The organism is Enterococcus florum, assembly GCF_004309355.1.
GTDB classification, from domain to species: domain Bacteria; phylum Bacillota; class Bacilli; order Lactobacillales; family Enterococcaceae; genus Enterococcus_A; species Enterococcus_A florum.
Window position 1 is genome coordinate 1 of the sequence record NZ_BJCC01000023.1, and the last position, 19043, is coordinate 19043.

At 44.8% G+C, this 19043-nt stretch carries 20 protein-coding genes and 1 pseudogene; 19 read left to right on the forward strand and 2 right to left on the reverse strand.

All coding sequences use genetic code 11. From position 1 onward, the window contains the following. A partial coding sequence (locus NRIC_RS19575; RefSeq protein WP_227873803.1) for a hypothetical protein occupies window positions 1–212 on the forward strand: 212 nt, incomplete at its 5' end. Window positions 213–240: 28 nt separating this feature from the next. Here NRIC_RS19575 and NRIC_RS13265 read toward each other — a convergent pair. Both NRIC_RS13265 and NRIC_RS13270 read right to left on the reverse strand, forming a co-directional pair. After that, window positions 241–486, reverse strand: coding sequence for a GlsB/YeaQ/YmgE family stress response membrane protein (locus NRIC_RS13265; RefSeq protein WP_146623213.1), 246 nt, complete (start codon window positions 484–486; stop codon window positions 241–243). A 274-nt stretch (window positions 487–760) separates the two neighbouring features. Beyond that, window positions 761–1219, reverse strand: a complete 459-nt coding sequence (locus NRIC_RS13270; RefSeq protein ID WP_146623187.1) for a methylated-DNA--[protein]-cysteine S-methyltransferase — start codon at window positions 1217–1219, stop codon at window positions 761–763. A gap of 84 nt (window positions 1220–1303) precedes the next feature. On the opposite strand from NRIC_RS13270, the gene NRIC_RS13275 reads away from it, so the two are divergent. The 18 genes and pseudogenes from NRIC_RS13275 to NRIC_RS13355 all read left to right on the forward strand — a co-directional run bounded on the left by NRIC_RS13275 (window position 1304) and on the right by NRIC_RS13355 (window position 19040). Further along, entirely contained in the window at window positions 1304–2686 is a 1383-nt protein-coding gene (locus NRIC_RS13275) for a bifunctional metallophosphatase/5'-nucleotidase (RefSeq protein ID WP_146623188.1), read from the forward strand. 35 nt (window positions 2687–2721) lie between these two features. Beyond that, a complete protein-coding gene (locus tag NRIC_RS13280) occupies window positions 2722–3324 on the forward strand; it encodes a YutD family protein (RefSeq protein ID WP_146623189.1) in 603 nt (200 codons plus the stop codon). A gap of 4 nt (window positions 3325–3328) precedes the next feature. Continuing rightward, on the forward strand, window positions 3329–4099 hold the full coding sequence (locus NRIC_RS13285) for a TIGR01457 family HAD-type hydrolase (protein ID WP_146623190.1): 771 nt from the start codon (window positions 3329–3331) through the stop codon (window positions 4097–4099). Next, window positions 4092–4730, forward strand: a complete 639-nt coding sequence (locus tag NRIC_RS13290; protein WP_146623191.1) for a TIGR01906 family membrane protein — start codon at window positions 4092–4094, stop codon at window positions 4728–4730. Before NRIC_RS13285 ends, NRIC_RS13290 begins: the two co-directional genes overlap by 8 nt. Window positions 4731–5129: 399 nt before the next feature. After that, complete coding sequence (gene rsxC / locus NRIC_RS13295) at window positions 5130–6455, forward strand: electron transport complex subunit RsxC (RefSeq protein ID WP_146623192.1); 1326 nt, start codon at window positions 5130–5132, stop codon at window positions 6453–6455. Further along, entirely contained in the window at window positions 6452–7393 is a 942-nt protein-coding gene (locus NRIC_RS13300; protein WP_146623193.1) for an RnfABCDGE type electron transport complex subunit D, read from the forward strand. Before rsxC ends, NRIC_RS13300 begins: the two co-directional genes overlap by 4 nt. Next, entirely contained in the window at window positions 7390–7944 is a 555-nt protein-coding gene (locus NRIC_RS13305) for an RnfABCDGE type electron transport complex subunit G (RefSeq protein WP_146623194.1), read from the forward strand. Before NRIC_RS13300 ends, NRIC_RS13305 begins: the two co-directional genes overlap by 4 nt. Window positions 7945–7957: 13 nt before the next feature. Further along, the gene (gene rsxE, locus NRIC_RS13310; protein ID WP_146623195.1) at window positions 7958–8635 is read left to right on the forward strand and encodes an electron transport complex subunit RsxE; all 678 of its coding nucleotides are present in this window, start codon (window positions 7958–7960) and stop codon (window positions 8633–8635) included. After that, entirely contained in the window at window positions 8635–9225 is a 591-nt protein-coding gene (locus NRIC_RS13315; protein WP_146623196.1) for an electron transport complex protein RnfA, read from the forward strand. The genes rsxE and NRIC_RS13315 overlap by 1 nt, the downstream gene beginning before the upstream one ends. A gap of 12 nt (window positions 9226–9237) precedes the next feature. Next, window positions 9238–10053 carry an RnfABCDGE type electron transport complex subunit B gene (locus tag NRIC_RS13320; protein ID WP_146623197.1) on the forward strand — a complete coding sequence of 272 codons (816 nt, stop codon included), beginning with the start codon at window positions 9238–9240 and terminating at the stop codon, window positions 10051–10053. Between the two features lie 5 nt (window positions 10054–10058). Further along, entirely contained in the window at window positions 10059–10205 is a 147-nt protein-coding gene (locus tag NRIC_RS19320) for a hypothetical protein (protein WP_175580097.1), read from the forward strand. 438 nt (window positions 10206–10643) lie between these two features. Next, window positions 10644–11087, forward strand: coding sequence for a flavodoxin (locus NRIC_RS13325; RefSeq protein WP_146623198.1), 444 nt, complete (start codon window positions 10644–10646; stop codon window positions 11085–11087). A gap of 30 nt (window positions 11088–11117) precedes the next feature. Beyond that, window positions 11118–11960 carry a sulfide/dihydroorotate dehydrogenase-like FAD/NAD-binding protein gene (locus tag NRIC_RS13330; RefSeq protein WP_146623199.1) on the forward strand — a complete coding sequence of 281 codons (843 nt, stop codon included), beginning with the start codon at window positions 11118–11120 and terminating at the stop codon, window positions 11958–11960. Continuing rightward, window positions 11947–13365: an NADPH-dependent glutamate synthase gene (gene gltA / locus NRIC_RS13335; RefSeq protein WP_146623200.1), complete on the forward strand. Its 1419-nt coding sequence runs from the start codon at window positions 11947–11949 to the stop codon at window positions 13363–13365. The genes NRIC_RS13330 and gltA overlap by 14 nt, the downstream gene beginning before the upstream one ends. Before the next feature lie 15 nt (window positions 13366–13380). Then, complete coding sequence (nifJ, locus tag NRIC_RS13340; RefSeq protein ID WP_146623201.1) at window positions 13381–16914, forward strand: pyruvate:ferredoxin (flavodoxin) oxidoreductase; 3534 nt, start codon at window positions 13381–13383, stop codon at window positions 16912–16914. Window positions 16915–17040: 126 nt separating this feature from the next. Beyond that, window positions 17041–17254, forward strand: a pseudogene (locus tag NRIC_RS19790) (transposase domain-containing protein); the annotation flags it as partial. 207 nt (window positions 17255–17461) lie between these two features. Beyond that, window positions 17462–17767 (forward strand): PTS sugar transporter subunit IIB, encoded by a 306-nt coding sequence (locus NRIC_RS13350; protein WP_146623202.1) that lies wholly within the window; start codon window positions 17462–17464, stop codon window positions 17765–17767. A gap of 4 nt (window positions 17768–17771) precedes the next feature. Next, complete coding sequence (locus NRIC_RS13355) at window positions 17772–19040, forward strand: PTS sugar transporter subunit IIC (protein WP_146623203.1); 1269 nt, start codon at window positions 17772–17774, stop codon at window positions 19038–19040. Window positions 19041–19043: the final 3 nt, after the last annotated feature.

Sequence of the window (19043 nt, forward strand, 5' to 3'; positions counted from 1 at the left end):
TAAAAGAAAAAACTGTAGACAGCATCCATAAAATGGACTTTGTCTACAGTCTGACCAGAGGACGATTCCTCTGGCATAGGATGTATTCTTTTGGAATTTCGTTGGCTGCTGTTACGAATCAGCAAGACAGATCATTACATTTTGGCACCTCTGTTATCGTTCCTCAATCGAATTCTGTTAGAGTGTTGACGATTGATCTGTTTTCACTTTGAATAAGCATTCCTTCTCAAGTAAACTGATTTATCGGTTTCTGCCAAATAAGAAGGAAACGATCGCTACTAGGATAACAGCACCGATAATAGAGGGAACGATTGCCATGCCGGCTAAAGAAGGGCCCCAAGAACCTAACAATGCTTGTCCGATCCATGAACCGATCAAACCTGCGACGATGTTTGCGATGATTCCCATTGATGAACCTCGATTAGTAATGGCTCCGGCGATTGCACCGATCACGCCACCTACGATTAATGACCAAATCATTTCTATCAACTCACTTTCTTTTTTTAGTAGGACAAACTCAAAGGGTTTGTCAGTTTAACCATAGAGAACAGTAATAATAGTTAAACAATGATTCCAAGATTTGTTCGATTTGTTCAGCATGCATGCTTACTTACAGCTTATTCATAATTGTCTGTTTTAGCAAAAAAAATGCTTCAAATCCTGCTTTTTATTTTAGGAAAATGAGAAAAACGGTTATAAACAACGATCCCTTTTTATCGTTTGACTGACTAGAACGATAAAAAGGGATCGTAAAATGAATTTAAGCGGAGTGTTCTATATGCAATAATGCTTCTTTGGTTCGCAGCCCTGTTTCACTTGATCCAGCATATCCGGTCAAAGTCCCATTCTTCCCGATCACGCGATGGCAAGGAATCAGGATCGGCAAAGGATTGTTTCGGTTTGCCTGACCAATCGCTCGTACCGCTTTTGGCCGGCCGATCGCTATGGCGATTTCTTGGTAACTGCGCGTCTCCCCGTAAGGAATCGCTGCGAGAGCCTGCCAGACCGCTTGTTGAAAAGCAGTTCCTCTTTTAAACGCATAAGGAACGTCGAAATGGTGCCGATTTCCTTGCAGAAATTCTGTCAGCTCAGCCTCGGCTTGTTTTAGCAGGTCTTTGTTTGCATCTGAGGATTCAGGAATTTCGTGATATGAGATCGCTGTTAGAGCCTCAGCATCTGCATCTAGCCATAGCGGGCCGATCGGTGTTTCAATTTTCAAGATTGTGATACCTCTCTTTCTGTGAAACCGTTGAGTCTATGTTACTATAGAAACAACAAAAAAGCTGAAAAGAGAAGATAGTTTATGGAAAAAATCATCCTTTTACATACAAACGATCTACACTCTCATTTAGAGAATTGGCCGAAGATCCGGCGTTTTTTACAAAACCGTCAATTGGAGGAGACAAAATCTGATCATGAAGTTGTCACTGTGGATCTTGGTGATTTTGTCGATCGTTGGCATCCCTTGAGTGAAGCGACCAATGGTCAAGCAAATGTTGAATTGATGAATCAGATTGGTTATGATGCGGCAACGATCGGCAACAATGAAGGGGTTGGAAACTCAAAAGACGATTTAAACAACTTGTATGATCATGCCAATTTCGATGTGGTCTTGGATAATTTATTCGACAAGAAAAGTTTACAGCCGCCTGCTTGGGCGCAAGCATCTAAAATTATTACAACTAAGGCTGGAACGAAGATCGGTTTGCTGGCTTTTACTGCACCGTTTCCTTTGACCTACAGTCCAAATGGTTGGGATATTCGCCAAGTCAGTGATCTTTTGCCTGAATTGGCTGCTAAGCTGCGGCCGAAAGTCGACGTGCTGGTTCTGATGAGTCATTTAGGGATCAGTGCAGATCGTCTGATTGCTCGAGAAATTCCTGCGATTGATGTTGTGCTGGGCTCTCATACCCATCACCTATTTGAAAAAGGAGAAAAAATCGGAAATGTTCAGTTAGCAGCTGCTGGGAAGTACGGCTATTATGTTGGAGAGGTCCATTTAACTTTGGACGACGAACACCGCATTCAGCATACCTCAGCCCATACGTTTGCCACAGAAAAAATGCTGGAGCTGCCGGAAGACCAGGCAGAGATCGCCGGGTATTTGGAAAAGGGGCACCAACTCTTGTCAGAGAAAATCGTTGCCAACATGCCCTTTGACCTAAGTGCAGATATCTATGCGGAGCATCCAATGATCCGGTATACATTAAAAGCGGTGAAGGAAAAGGCTCGAACGGATGTTGCTATTTTGAATTCTGGACTTTTTCTGACGGATATTCCAAAAGGGATCATCAATCAGGATCAGCTGCATACTGCATTGCCGCATCCCATGCATTTGATCAAAGTGACTCTGTCCGGTCAAAACTTGATTCGACTAATTTTAGAGATGGAGAAGAATCGGCATTATTTGATCAATTTTCCTGTCATAGGGATGGGATTTCGCGGAAAGGTTTTTGGTCATTTGATGTATGACGGCGTGACCTTTGATCCGGTCAACCATCAGGTTCGCTGGTTAGGCGATCCGATTGATCCAGAGGAAGAATACACCTTGGCTACTGTCGATCATTTCATGTTTGTTCCATTTTTCCCGACGATCGAAATTGCTGGCAAGTATGAGTTTTTGTTCCCGGAATTTATCCGCAGTGTCCTAGGCGACTATCTAAAAGCTCACTACCCAATCGATTAAAAACAGGGTATAATACACACACAGGTGGTGAAACCATGACAACAAAAGAAGAGAAAACAGTCACCGAAGAATTGACTGAGGTATTAGAAGAGATCGTTGAGACACCAGAAGAAAAGAAAAAGGGTGAAACGGTCACTCGAGTGGATGAAACAACAATTATGATTGGGGAACGTCAATATAAAATCGTCGCGGACTATCGAGAAGGGTTCGACGGAGAACGTCTGGGGGAGCGCTTCAGTGATGTGTTGTCTCGCTATGACTACATCGTCGGCGATTGGGGCTATGATCAACTGCGTTTGAAGGGCTTTTTCCGTGCAGACGATCGCAAAAGCAATCCAGAGCAGCGAATCGATACTTTAGAGGACTATCTATATGAATATTGTAATTTTGGCTGTGCCTATTTTGTGATCGAACGAATCGGCGGCAAGCGCTACAATCCGAATCGTAAAAAGCGGAAAAAACGCCGCAAAACGAATAACCAGGCACACATAGAAGAAAAGAAGGCTCCGGTAAAAGAGGTTCGCAAAGAAACCCAAAAGAAAAAGCCAGTGATCCAAAACCGCAAGCCGAAAAAAGAGGCGGCAACAAAAACCAAACAAAAAGACGGACGCTTTGTGATCCGCCAAAGAGAAGAGTAGAAGAATGACTTACAAAGGCTACCTGATTGATTTAGATGGAACGATCTATCGTGGAAAAGATCCCATTCCTGCAGGCCGTCGTTTTGTCGAACAGCTGCAGGCACGCAGAATTCCATTCTTATTTTTGACGAACAATACTACAAAAACCCCAGAGACCGTTGCCAATCGATTGGCAAAAGAATTCGATATTCATGTTTCAGCGGCTGCCATTTACACGGCGACGCTGGCAACGATTGATTTTATGAAAGATGCCAATCGAGGCGACAAGGTTTACATTATCGGGGAACCAGGGTTGAAAAATCCCATTTTAGAAGCAGGTTTCGTCTGGGACGAAGAAACTCCTGATTATGTGGTCGTCGGTCTAGACTCGGCTGTCACCTATGACATGTTTGTGACCGCCACTTTGGCGATCCAAAAGGGTGCTGCCTTTATTGGAACCAATCCTGATAAAAACATTCCGACAGAACGTGGTCTGCTGCCTGGTGCGGGTGCTTTGATCTCGCTGGTGGAAACGTCTACGAATCAAACCGCCACTTACATTGGCAAGCCAGAAGCGATCATCATGGATAAGGCAGTCTCTTTACTTCAATTGGAGAAAAAGGATGTGCTGATGGTCGGCGACAATTATTTGACCGATATTCGTGCGGGGATCGACAACGACATTGATTCTTTGCTGGTTTTATCCGGATTTACACAAAAAGAGGATCTGCCGCATTTGCCGATCCCGGCGACCTACGTCGTTGATTCCTTGGATGAGTGGGCTTTCGATGCGTAAATGGCAGAACTGGGAGCGGGTAGGACTCGTTTTTTGGCTATTGACGTTGCTGACATTGGCAATCACGTTAACAATCAATGCTCGCTGGCTTTATCGATGGGACATTCAGCATTTAGAACTCTTGAACTATACTACATTGTCAGAAACAGAATTATTGGCTAATTTTGATCAATTAATGCGCTATTTGAATCGCCCCTGGATCGGCCAACTGGTTTTGCCAGATTTTCCTGTATCTGCCAGCGGCGCATTTCATTTCTTTGAAGTGAAGCGTTTGTTTATGGTGAATTATGCCGTATTGCTGATCAGCTTGATTCCTAGTGTTTTGTATCTGCGTCATTTGATTAGGCAGAAGCGATTGTGGACGCTGATCCAGCCGTTTCAGATTGCTGTCGTTGTTCCTTTGATCATTGGTGTAATCATGGCGATGGGATTTGATCGATTTTTTGTGGCGTTCCATGGCCTCTTTTTCAACAATGATGCCTGGATCTTTAATCCGGCCACCGATCCGATCATCAATGTGCTGCCGGAAACGTTTTTCCTGCATAGTTTTTTATTGTTCTTCATGTTGTTAGAAGTCTTTTTTATCTTGCAGGTCTTGATCGGCAAATATGCTTTACGAAAACTAAAATGATTTCGGCAAGGATGGATTCGACAGTCAGTTGAATCCATCCTTTTTGCAGTGTTTGAAGCTGTGAAAAAAAATTGATCGATTTTCTACCAATGCAGACAAAATAGTTGGTTGGATGATCGACGTATTGAAAATCGACTTTCACTATACGAGGAAGCTGTCAGTCCAGCTTTTTGCAGATATGAAAAGAGAGTAAGAACGATTCTCATTGAAACCGATTGTGAAAAGGGATTGAAAAAGGGTATAATAATAACAAATAACCGTTCATGATTCACTCTTTTTGAGCGTTTTATTGATAAGGTTTTCACAAGCGCGAAAGTTAATTTATAAACAGCATTCGTTCGATTATTCACAATGTAGCGATCAACGCTTGTGGTTCTTCTAATTACAGGGGGGTTAATAATGAGTACATTGGTTAAAGCAATTGCAAAATTCAAAGGAGGTGTCAAAGTTCCCCACAATAAAAATACTGCCGAAAATGAAAGCGTTTTGATAGATTCGCCGAAAATGGTAGTTATTCCGCTGCAGCAGCACATCGGCGGGCCCTGCAAACCAACAATCAAGTCACGAGAGGTCGTATCGGTTGGTCAGGTGATCGGTGATTCGGAAGCCTTCGTTTCTGCACCGATACATGCATCTGTATCGGGAAAAGTCAAAGGGATCAAGCCGATTCTGATGTCGAACGGGCAAACCTGTGATGCCATCCATATTGAAAACGATGGTCTGAATACAAGGGTCGAGGGACAGGGCCCCATCTCTGTCCAGACGAAAGAAGAGTTGTTGAAGGCGGCCAGAGACAGCGGTATCGTGGGGATTGGCGGAGCGGGTTTTCCTTTGCACGTGAAACTGGCTGTGAAAGAAGAAACACCGATCGATACGTTAGTGATCAATGGTGCGGAATGCGAACCTTTTATTACTTCGGATTATCGGGAGAGTCTGGAGTATCCAGAACGGATCATTGCTGGAATGCAGCTGGTGATGAAACAGTTAAACATTGCTCATGGCGTTGTAGGCATTGAGAGCAATAAGCCAAAAGGATTGCAAATTTTACGGGACCGGTTGAATGAACTGGCTGATCTTGATCCTACGATCGACGTGATGGAAATTCCTTCTTTGTATCCCCAAGGGGCAGAGAAAATGCTGGTGTATGCGACAACAGGCCGGAAGATTCCGCCAGGCAAACTGCCGTCTGAGGTAGGGTGTCTGATCATGAATATCTCAACGATCTCTCGTTTGCAAGAGTACATTGAAACGGGGATTCCATTGATTCAAAAACGAATCACTGTTGACGGCAACATCGCGACTCCTAAGAATGTCTTAGCACCGATCGGAACACCGATCAGTGAGATCGTGAAATTCTGCGGCGGCCTTATCGAGGAGCCCAGCAAAGTAATCCTTGGCGGACCCATGATGGGGATCGCGCAGTATTCTCTTGACTTGCCGATTACAAAACAAACCAATGCCGTGACGCTTATATCTGAAACGCAAGGGTTGCCGGAGGAATCCCCCTGCATCCGCTGCGGACGTTGCGTAACCGCTTGTCCGATGTCTTTACTGCCCGTTCAGATCGAGCGCTGTGCACGCAATAATGATTTAGAAACCTTGAAAAAGCTCAACGTATCCGCCTGCATGGAGTGCGGGTGCTGTGCCTATGTTTGCCCGGCTGGACGTAGACTGGTGCAGTCGATGAAACAAGCAAAATTATTGGAAAGGGAGGCCGCAAAATGAGTAAATTACCTGTTTCAATCTCACCGCATTTGCATTGCGGCCGCAGCAGCCGCAGCATTATGCTGGATGTGATCATTGCACTGATACCTGCGGTCATTGCCTCTACAATCATTTTCGGATTTCGTTCGCTTGTTTTGATTTTAGTCACAGTTGCGGCTTGTGTATTAAGCGAGTATTTAACTAGAAAAATCCTGAAGCGGCCAGACACGATCCATAATCTGACTGCCGTTGTCACCGGCATTTTATTAGCTCTGAATTTGCCGGTTACACTGCCGTTTTGGATGGCGGCATTAGGTGGTGCGATCGCGATCATCGTTGTAAAAGAGTTCTTCGGCGGAGTCGGCCAAAATTTCGTCAATCCGGCAATCACTGCCCGGATTGTTCTTCTAATGTCTTTTGCGTCTCAAATGAATACCTGGCAGCCGCCGTTTGATTATCGAATGCTGGATGTGGATGTTGTCTCCTCTGCTACGTATTTCTCGGCCGTACAAACCGGCAATGAAATCCCGTCGCTTGTGGACATGTTCTTAGGCGTCCGAGCAGGCAGTCTGGGTGAAACCTGTACCTTGGCTTTATTGATCGGCGGTATTTATCTGATTGTTCGAAAAGTCATTTCGCCAATTATTCCAGTGTGCTTTATCGGAACTGTCGCTATTTTTTCTGTATTGTTCGGCGGCGATTTGCTTTATCAATTGATGGGCGGCGGGCTTTTGTTGGGCGCTTTTTTTATGGCGACCGATTACACGACCTCTCCAGTCACACGAAACGGCAAGATCATCTTTGGTGTCGGGTGCGGAATCATCACGGTCCTGATTCGGTTCTTTGCGGCTTTGCCGGAGGGAGTGTCGTATGCCATTTTATTGATGAATATTTTAGTGCCTCATATTGAGAATTTGACGATTCCCAAAGTCTTTGGTGAGGAGGCGAAAGCAAAATGAAAAACTCAAAAGTGATCTTTTCAGATGCGCTTTGCCTTTTTGTGATCTGTTTGGTCGTTACCTTTGCTGTGGCGGGTACACGGGCAGTTTTTAGAGAACGTATTGCCAAACAAGAGTGGGATCAGACGCAAAGCGTGATGAGTCAGCTGATCAAGGCAGACGACTTTCAAGAGGTCAAGGTTTCTGGCGGCAACCAAGCCTTCAAAGCGTTAGACAATTCTGGCGAGACGTTGGGATATCTTTTTGTCACAAAGGCTTATGGCTATGGCAGCGATGTCAGTGTGATGAGTGCTATTTCAGATGGAAAAGTTGTCGGGATCGATATTTTGGATGCCTCGAATGAAACACCTGGCTTAGGACAAAATGTAACGAAAAAAGATTTTGTGAAGCAATTTTCTGGACTCGAAGGTCAGCCGGAAATCGTAAAAAGTGATCCTTCTGGCGGCAATCAGGTTGAAGCTGTGACCGGTGCAACAAAATCGTCTAACGCAGTAGCAAAATCGGTGGAAGAAGCGCTGGTTCTTTTTGAACAAGTAGCTTCGGAACAATAAGGGGGGAGATTGAATGGAAAAGGAAAAAGCAGCCGCGATTTTTTCAAGAGGGCTGATCAAGGAGAACCCAGTGCTGCGTCTGATGTTGGGGACGTGCCCTACCTTAGCAGTCACAACTTCTGCGATGAATGGATTAGGAATGGGGATTGCGGCCACTGTGGTTTTATTTGGATCAAACGTGGTCATCTCTCTTTTGCGAAAAGTGATTCCGGATCGGGTCAGGATACCGGCCTTTATTACGATCATTGCTGGATTTGTGACAGTTGTTCAGCTGGTTGTGAAGGCGTTGGCACCTGCACTTGATGCAACATTGGGCATTTATCTTCCGCTGATCGTCGTGAATTGTATTATTTTAGGAAGAGCGGAAGCATATGCCAAAAACCATCCGGTGATCCACTCCGCCTTGGATGGATTGGGAATGGGTGTTGGCTTTACCATGGCACTGCTGTGCATGGGAGGGATTCGCGAACTCATCGGCAGTGGAACGCTGCTAGGCTTTCCGATCACGGCGGGGTTTGTTCCGCCAATGACGATTATGCTGCTGCCGCCTGGTGGATTCTTCGTTTTTGGCATGCTGGTGATGCTGGCAAACAAATTAGGCGACCGAACCTCCAAGGAAGTGGATTGTTCCGCTTGTCCGATTGCGGAAGCCTGTACAACGGTTTGTGATGAAAAGGCAGGTGAAAGCTGATGCAGACTTTCGTGACTATATTGGTAGCGGGGATTTTAACGGATAATTTCGTTTTGTCCCAATTTCTCGGCATTTGTCCATTTTTGGGTGTTTCCAAAAAGTTAGATACAGCGGTGGGCATGTCGTTAGCTGTGACCTTTGTCATGGTGTTGGCAACTTTAGTGACCTACCCGATTTACAGCGGCGTATTGATCCCATTAGGCCTAGATTATTTGCAAACGATCGTTTTCATTCTCACCATCGCGGCACTTGTTCAATTGGTGGAAGTGGTGATGAAACGGTATATGACACCTCTGTATAATGCACTTGGGATTTACCTGCCTTTGATTACGACCAATTGTGCCGTACTGGGAGTGACGATTTTAAACTTCTCGAAAAGTTATTCTTTCGCACAATCGATGGTGAATGCATTTGCTGCCGGGGTCGGTTTTTTGGTCGCTATGGTGATCTTTGCAGGTGTTCGAGGGCGTTTAGAAGGAAATGACATTCCCAAATCGCTGCAAGGCCTTCCGATCACGCTGGTTGCTGCCGCGATCGTGGCCTTATCATTTTTAGGCTTTGCCGGTCTGGCAGAAGGGCTATTCCAATAGGAGGTGTAAACAATGACTGAAATCATGATACCCATCGGCATCGTCAGCGGGATGGGATTAATCGCCGGGGTCATCCTTTCATTAGCAACGATCATCTTTCATAAACCGGGTGATGAAAAGGAGGAGACACTGCGTGAAGCACTTCCAGGAATCAACTGCGGAGCCTGTGGGTTTTCTGGGTGCGACGGGTACGCAAAAGCGATGGCAGAAGGCAATGCAGGACCAACCAACTGTACCCCTGGAGGTGCAGAAACCCGTCAGACTTTGTCAGAGATTCTAGGTGTTGAGGTTGGGGAAATGCAAAAGGTAGCGGCCTATGTCCGCTGCAATGGGAACTGTGAAGTAACCCATAAGAAAATGGATTATGCAGGGACTTCCACCTGTTACGGAGCCAATCAAATTTTTGGCGGTCCGCAGGCCTGTCATTTTGGCTGTATGGGATTTGGTGATTGCGAAGCGGTCTGTGAGTATGATGCCATCCATGTTGTTGATGGTGTTGCCAAGGTGGATCCAGATAAATGCGTGGGCTGTTTGAAATGTATCAGCGCTTGTCCGAAGAACCTGATCAAGATGCTGCCAGCGGAAAATACATCAATCGTTGCTTGCTCAAATCAGGAGAAGGGCGGTGGTGTCCGGAAAATCTGCAGTGTTGGCTGTATTTCCTGCAACCGCTGCGTGAAAACATGTCCGCAAAAAGCAATTACGATGGAAAACAATGTGGCTGTGATTGATCCGGAGCTGTGTATCAATTGCGGTGAATGCGTAGAGGCTTGTCCACAAGAATGCATCGAGGAAATGCCTGCAAAAGTTTTAGTGAAAAATGGATGATTCAAATGATCCTGCAAATTGCTGCAGGATTTTTTTGTCCAATTGAGACTTTTCACCCGTCTTTTGCGGGTGAAAAATGCATTGGTCTCGTTCAGCTAAATGGAAAAGAAAACAATCATACAAAAGGAAAAAACAACACTTTTGTTATATAACAATTATTAATTTTAGTTCATCTGATATATAACACAGAACGCTTTGTTTTTAAAATGGCTCGCTTTTTCCAGAAATGAGCCTCTCTTTGAAAAACATGCGAACCTGCAATATTTCCGATAAAATCAACCTTTATGAACATTAGAATACCATGACAATTTTAAAAAAACTATTTGAGAACAGTTCTCATTATCAATTGCTTGTTTTGTCACAATCTGCGCAAATTTTTGTTATAATTATTTTGATACAAATAAGCCATTATATGAGAAAGAACCTTTTGTTATCTATGGTTTTAGCTGTTCCAGTGTTTAGTAAAACGGACGGAACTGTTCAGCAGAAGCATTGATGGTTCATTATTTCAATAAAGCGCTTCAAAAAGGAATGTCAATATCAGTAAAACTTATTGATATAAATCATATAAAAAAGGAAGGATGACAGACATGACATTAGCAAAAATCGTTTACGCAAGCAACACAGGAAACACTGAAGGGATCTCAGAAATCTTGGAGGATGCATTGACAGAAGCTGGAGTAGAGGTAGAACGTGTTGAAGCAGATGACGCAGATGCAGATTTCTTCGAAGATGCAGACATTTGTGTGCTAGCAACTTATACTGATGGCGATGGCGAACGACCTTTTGATTTTGAAGATTTCTATGAAGAATTACCTGATCAGGATCTTTCTGGAAAAGTATATGCTGTAGTGGGCAGTGGAGACAGTGAATTGTATCCGGATTATTTCTGTCAGGCAGCAATCGATTTTGATGAAGCTTTTGCCAAAACAGGAGCGAAAAAGATCGGTGAAACCGTAATGATCGAAAATGAAGCGGATGATGAAGACGAGGAAGTCTTGAAAGCATTGGTAAAAGCTTTAGTAGAAGCATAAGAGAAATAGGAAAAAATTTGGGGTGACAACTTGTTTAAAGTAGTAAAACGAAAAGAACTAGCACCGATCGAATTCGAGATCTTTGTTGAAGCACCGAGAATTGCCAGCAAGGCAAAGCCGGGTCAATTCGTGATTTTACGAATCGATGAATTTGGTGAACGCATTCCACTGACGATTGTGGATACTGATCCGGAAACTGGCTTAGTACGTCTGATTTTTCAGGTAATTGGGAAATCAACGGCTCAACTGGCTACGGTGATGGAGGGAGACTGTCTAGCAGATGTTGTTGGCCCCCTAGGAAAGCCTACAGAGATCGAAAACTATGGTACGGTCATGCTAGTTGGCGGCGGTGTGGGGATCGCTGCGCTGTTTCCGATCGTAAAAGGCTTGAAAGAAGCAGGAAATCGTGTGATTACCGTTCTTGGAGCGAAAAACAAAGAGCTTTTGATCTTGACCGAGGAGTGTCGTGCGTACTCAGACGAATTGATTTTAATGACCGACGATGGATCTGTTGGACAAAAAGGACTGGTCACTCAAGCAATGGAGGAAGTTTTTGCAAAGGAAAGCATCCATACCGCTTGGGCGATCGGACCCAGCATCATGATGAAGTTTTGTACGATGACTGCACAAAAGCATCAGGTGCCGATCTATGTGTCATTAAATCCGATCATGATCGATGGAACAGGCATGTGCGGAGGCTGTCGTGTAACGATCGCAGACAATATCAAGTTCGCATGCGTAGATGGCCCGGAATTTCTCGGAGAAGAAGTGGATTGGGATGAGTTTATCAGCCGAATGCAGCAATACCGTCCGGAAGAGCTGCGTGCCAACGAAATCTATGAAAAGCAGGTGAATCATCATGGCCAAGGCTAAAAGAAGTTATACCAAAACGCCAATGAAAGAACAGGCTCCTGAGATTCGTTGTCATAATTTCGAGGAAGTGGCATTGGGTTATTCACTTGAAGAAGGCCAAGCAGAAGCAAGCCGCTGTTTGCAATGTAAAAATGCACCGTGTATCGCCAATTGTCCGGTCATGATCGATATTCCTGGTTTCATCAAAGCTATCGAGGAAGGCGACATGCCAAAAGCACACGAAATTTTAGGGCGTTATACGAACCTGCCTGCGATTTGTGGACGTGTTTGCCCACAAGAAAAGCAATGCGAAATGGTTTGCCGACTAGGACGTTCGAAGAAATTCGAGCCGGTAGCGATCGGTAAACTAGAACGTTTAGTGGCAGATTGGGCATTGGAACAGCCGATCGAATACAAAGAAGTTGTCGGAGAAAAAGGGAAAGTCGCTGTGATTGGTTCTGGGCCCTCCGGATTGACTGCAGCTGGTGACTTAGCGAAGCTAGGGTATCAAGTGACGATCTATGAAGCGCTGCATTCGCCTGGTGGGGTTCTAACTTATGGAATCCCCGAATTTCGATTACCTAAGCGTGTTGTAAACAAGGAAATCGAGCGAATTAAAGCAGAAGGTGTAACGATTGAAACCAACGTCGTGGTAGGAAAGACGATCACCATGGAAGAGATCATGGAACAGTTCGATGCTTGCTACTTGTCTGTTGGAGCAGGTGCCCCGAATTTCCAAGGCATCAAAGGGACTTCTTTAAATGGTGTCTATTCCTCCAGTGAGTATTTGACTCGAATCAACTTGATGCACGGCTATCAATTTCCTAAATACGATACACCTGTCCAAGAATCAAAAAATGTCGTGGTGATCGGCGGAGGAAACGTCGCGATGGATGCTGCACGTTCGGCTAAACGCCTAGGTGCAGAAAATGTGTCGATCGTGTACCGACGTTCATTGGCAGAATTGCCGGCAAGAGAAGAGGAATACCATCATTCGGTGGAAGAAGGAATCAACTACCATTGGTTGACGAATCCAGTGGAATACATCGGTGATGACAACGGTCGCTTAGTGGCAGTCAAGTGTGTACAAATGGAATTAGGCGAGCCGGATGATTCTGGACGCAGACGACCTGTCGTGATTCCTGGCAGCGAATTTATTATCGATGCAGACACTGCGATCGAAGCAATCGGTCAAGGTGCCAATAAAGTATTGCTCGATACCTTCCCAGAGCTTTCTCTGAATAAATGGGGATATATCGATGCAGATGAAGAAACATGTGCCACCTCTATTCCCGGCATTTACGCTGGAGGCGATATCGTGACCGGTGCTGCGACTGTTATTTTGGCGATGGGCGCTGGTAAAATTGCCGCAAATGAAATTGACCAATATGTTCAAAATAAAAAAATGCAGGAGCAATCGGTTTAAGCGGAGGTCTTAAGAATGAAAACAATGAAAACAATGGATGGGAATACAGCAGCAGCATATATTTCATATGCGTTTACAGAAGTTGCTGGAATCTATCCGATTACACCAAGTTCAACGATGGCAGAAGTCGTTGATGAGTGGGCAGAACAAGGCCGCAAAAATATCTTTGGTGAGACAGTAAAAGTGGTTGAAATGCAATCGGAAGCAGGGGCAGCTGGAACGGTCCACGGCTCTTTAAAAACAGGTGTCTTAACGACGACCTATACAGCTTCTCAAGGATTGCTTTTAATGATTCCGAACATGTTCAAAATCGCTGGCGAATTGCTGCCGACCGTTTTTCACGTAGCGGCTCGAGCAGTTTCCACTAACGCGTTGAGTATTTTTGGAGATCACAGTGATGTGATGGCAGCTCGTCAAACAGGTTTTTGTATGTTGGCTGAAGGCAGTGTACAAGAGGTTATGGACTTGTCTGCAGTGGCCCATTTAGCAAGTATCGAAGGCAAGCTGCCTTTTATGAACTTTTTCGATGGGTTTAGAACGAGTCATGAACTTCAAAAAATCGAAACAATCGATTATGAAGCTTTGAAAAACATGGTGAACTGGGATGCGTTAGCTGAATTTAGAGCTTTAGGGATGAATCCAAATCATCCAAATGTTTCTGGAACAGCGCAAAATCCAGATATCCATTTCCAACAACGAGAAACCGTAAATCGTTACTATGACGAAATGCCGGCAATTGTTCAAAAGTACATGCAAAAGATCAATGAGCTGCGTGGTACGAACTATGATTTGACCAATTATTATGGGCATCCAGAAGCAACAGAAGTCATTGTTGCGATGGGATCAGCATCCCCTGCGATCCAGCAAACGGTGGACTATTTAAATGCACAAGGACGTAAAGTCGGATTTATCGATATGCATTTGTATCGTCCATTCCCAGCAGAAAATCTGTTGGAAAAACTGCCAGCAACAGTAGAAAAGGTAGCAGTTTTGGACCGTACAAAGGAACCAGGATCAGATGGCGAGCCATTGTTGTTAGACGTTCAAAGCGTGCTTTACCGTCATTCGAACCGTCCAGTTGTTATCGGCGGACGTTACGGGATTGCTTCAAAGGATGTCACACCAGATCAAATCGTAGCTGTTTACGATCATCTGCTGCTGCCAGTCGCTGATATGAAACAGCGCTTCACAATCGGGATCAATGATGATGTGACGCATACATCACTGCCTCAAAAAGAGGTATTGGATCTGACGCCAGAAACGACTTTCCAAGCGAAATTCTGGGGACTTGGTTCTGACGGAACAGTCGGGGCCAACAAGCAAGCGATCAAAATTATTGGAAACAATACCGATCGTTATGCACAAGCCTACTTCTCGTATGACTCGAAGAAATCAGGCGGAGTGACGATCTCTCATTTGCGTTTTGGGAAAGACCCGATCTTATCCACGTACAACGTTGAAGCCGCAGACTTTATCGGTTGTCACAACAATGCGTATATCCATCAGTATGATTTGTTGCGCGGCTTAAAAGATGGCGGTACCTTCCTGCTGAATACAGTGTGGGATGAAGAAAAAGTCAAACAAGCACTGCCAAACCGTCTCAAACGTTATCTGGCAGAGCACAATATCAAGTTTTATATCATTAACGCGATGGCCATTGCTCAAAAAATCGGCTTGGGTCATCGTATCAACACGGTAATGTCTGCATCATTCTTTGAATTGACAGACATTATGGATCGTGAAACCTTCTTGCCGTTATTAAAGGGTGAGATCGAAGCTGCTTATGGGAAGAAATCAAAAACCGTCGTAGAACGCAATTGCCAGGCGGTCGATGCAACCTTTGCCGCATTGAAGCAGGTTGAGATTCCGGCTGAATGGGCTGATTTAGAAGTTCGGCCAACAGCTACTGCTGATTTAAGCAAACCACCTTACATCCGCAACATTTTAGAACCGATCAATCGCCAAGAGGGCAATCAGCTTTCTGTTGGAGATTTGATCGACAATGGCATGCTGGGCGGAGTAATGCCGTCTGGAACTTCTGCTTATGAAAAACGCGGAATCGCATTGGAGGTTCCAGAGTGGATCCCAGAAGCATGTACAATGTGTAACGAGTGTGCGTTTGTTTGTCCGCATGCGGCGATTCGTCCGTTCTTGGCAGATGATGCCGAAATGGAACAAGCACCGGAAGGCTTCATTACACGTGATATGCGCGGAAAAGACGGCTTGAAGTATCGAATCCAAGTTTCACTAGAGGATTGTACGGGCTGCGGACTTTGTGTGGAAGCGTGTCCTGCGAAGGAAAAAGCGTTAGTTATGAAATCTTACGAGGAACAAAAAGAACAAGCGATGAACTGGGCATTCGCCATGACTTTGCGTCAGAAAGAAAACCCAGCGAAGAAATTCTCTGTCAAAGGGTCTCAATTTGAACAGCCATTGCTTGAATTCTCAGGTGCGTGTGCCGGCTGTGGAGAGACACCATATATTAAACTTTTGACACAATTGTATGGAGATCGCATGATGATCGCCAATACTACTGGCTGTTCTTCCATTTGGGGCGGTTCATCACCAGCGACGCCGTTTACAGTCAATGCGGATGGCCGTGGACCGGCTTGGAGTAATTCATTGTTTGAGGACAATGCAGAATATGGTCTGGGCATGCACATTGCCAATGAAACCAAACGCAATCGCGTTGCCAATAAAATGCGGGAAGCATTAGCACAAGGACTAGGGTCTGAGGACACACAATCCTTGATGCAAAACTGGCTGGATCATATGCTTGAAGGCGAAGGAACACAGCAGCGTGCAGCGAAATTGGCGGCTGTTTTGTCAGAAGAGACCGACCCAGCGCTGCAATCCATCCTAGCGGACAAAGATATGTTTGCAAAACCTAGTCAATGGATCATTGGTGGGGATGGTTGGGCTTACGATATCGGCTTCAGCGGGATCGATCATCTTTTAGCCTCTGGCGAAGATGTGAACATCTTTGTTATGGACAACGAAGTTTATGCCAACACCGGCGGACAAATGTCGAAGGCGACCCCAACAGCTGCGATCGCGAAGTTTGCGGCCGGCGGGAAAAAGACCAAGAAGAAAGATTTGGGCATGATCGCAATGACTTATCGTGATGTGTATGTGGCACAAGTTTCAATTGAAGCCAATGCCAATCAGACGATCAAAGCGATTCGTGAGGCGGAAAGCTATCCAGGTCCTTCGATCATTATCGGCTACACCCCTTGTATCAACCACGGAATCCGCGGCGGTATGAGCAAATCGATCCAAGAATCGATCGAAGCTGTGGAATCTGGGTACTGGCAGTTGTACCGCTTTGACCCTCGTCAAGCGGAAAAAGGCAAAGACCCATTGCGGATCGATTACAAGAAAGCTGATTTCAGTAAGATGAATGATTTCTTGGAAGGTCAAACACGTTTCTCTGCGCTGCATAACATTAAAGACGACGATGTCGAAGTAGAGGAAATGCTGCAGCAAACTGTAGAAGATGCGGAAAAACGTATGGAAAATTATAGTGAATTGATGAAAGCAAAAGACTAATTCGCAACTCCCTTATACAGGATGCCTAACTTGGTGTCCTGTATAGGGGATTTTCTTTTGATAAAAACGAGGCTGACCCAAAAGTCTCTTTAAAGAAAAATTGGTAAATTTAAGCCGAATGATTGCAGCTTTATTGGTGCACGGACTTCGGGGATTATTCTGAGTATCTATCGAACAGCCGAAGCAAATGGCTTGGATCCACTGAAGTATCTCGAATTTCTATTCGATTGCATCCTCAATTTGGAGATCCTGTCTGATGAAGTGCTAGATGAACTTTTTGCCTTGGAAATCCTTGACTCAAGTATCGTGCAGCAAATCACACACAAAGAACACCAAATAACTTAAGTCCATTATAGGGCTTAGGTTATTTGGTGTGTAGGCACTTAGTTATTTGGCAACTTACTTTTTAAAAAATTACCGGCGTTTGCTGCATACTTAAAAAGCTCCTTTCCTACCCTTTTCCTACCCCTAGGAAAAAAGTAAGTTTGTGACTGGAACCGGGTCTTCCTATAATAAGAGTATCAAGAAAAGAGAGCGGTGGAGGAAAATGAAAAACATTTTGTTAATTTGCGGGTCAGGAGCTTCCAGCGGGTTTATGGCGGCAGCGATTCGAAAGGCAGCGAAGAAACGCGGTGTTGGGGTGACAGTCAAGGCAGCGAGTGAATCACAATTGGATGATCGGATTAATGAAATCGATTACTTGCTGATTGGGCCACATTTGTCTTATATGTTAAATGACATTCAAGAGCAGACGAAAGATAAGCAGGTCAAGGCAGCGGTCATTCCGCAAAAGGTCTACGGTGCGTTGAATGGTGAGAAGGCGTTGGATTTAATTCTAAGTATGGAGGATTAATGAAATGGATAAAATTATGACATTTATGACGGAATCCTTTGCTCCGAAGGTAAACAAGGTAGTGAAGAATCCGTGGATTTCAGCGATTCAGGATTCAATCATGATTGCATTGCCACTGGTGTTTGTTGGTTCCTTGGTTACTGTCGTTTCGCTGCTGGGAAATATTTTCAGCGGTATGCCGGACTTCTCTATGATCAGCAACTTTTCCTTCGGGATGTACGGTCTGGTGGTAGCCTTCTTGATTCCATACTATTTAATGGAGAAAAAAGGCCATGGCGGACAAAAGTTGATCTCTGGTGCTACTTCCTTGGTTCTGTTTATGATGCTGCTGTTCCCAACGATTACCGAGGACGGCGAAGCTATTTTTATTCTTTCTCGCTTTGGATCTACGGGGATGTTCTTATCGATTGTTACTGGATTGTTTGTCGCTTTTGTAATGAACTTGGCTGTGAAGAAGTCCTTCTTTGATGAAGATACGCCGATTCCAGATTTTGTGGTGGGCTGGTTCAACAGCTTGCTGCCGATTACTTTTGTCTTACTCGTTGGTTGGTTGATTACTTTCCAAATGCAGGTGGATTTCTTTGATGTTATCCTGCTGGTTTTCAGCCCGTTAGCGAAAATTGTGCAGTCTTATCCAGGCTTTGTATTGTCTGTGTTCATTCCGGTGTTCTTGTATACCTTTGGGATCTCTGGCTGGGTAATGATGCCGGTAATCTATCCGGTATATATGGCCGGACTTGCTGAAAATGCGCAGGCTGTCGCGAATGGAGGACAGGCTATGCATATTGCTACGCAAGAAACCTGTTATGCTTTTTCTTCAATGGGAGGAATCGGCACAACGCTGGCGCTGTCAGTCATGATGCTGATTCTGAGCCGCTCTGCACAGCTGAAGGCGATCGGCAAGGCGATTATTGTTCCGTCAATTTTCAATATTAATGAGCCGCTGGTATTTGGTGCGCCAATTGCCTTTAACCCATACTTGATGGTGCCAATGTGGATCAACAGTATCATTGTGCCGACTATTGCTTATGTAACGATGTCCTTAGGGCTGGTAAATATTCCTTCGCAGACGTTCTTGCTATGGTACATGCCTTATCCAATTACTTCGTATTTGGCAACTCAGGATTGGCGGGCAATTGTGGTAAGTGTCGTTATCTTTGCAGTGACCTGGCTGATCTTCTTGCCATTCTTTAAAGCCTATGACAATTCTTTATTGAAAGAAGAAGAAAAAGAAGCCTTGGAAGAAGCTCAAATGAATACAGCAGCACAATAGATT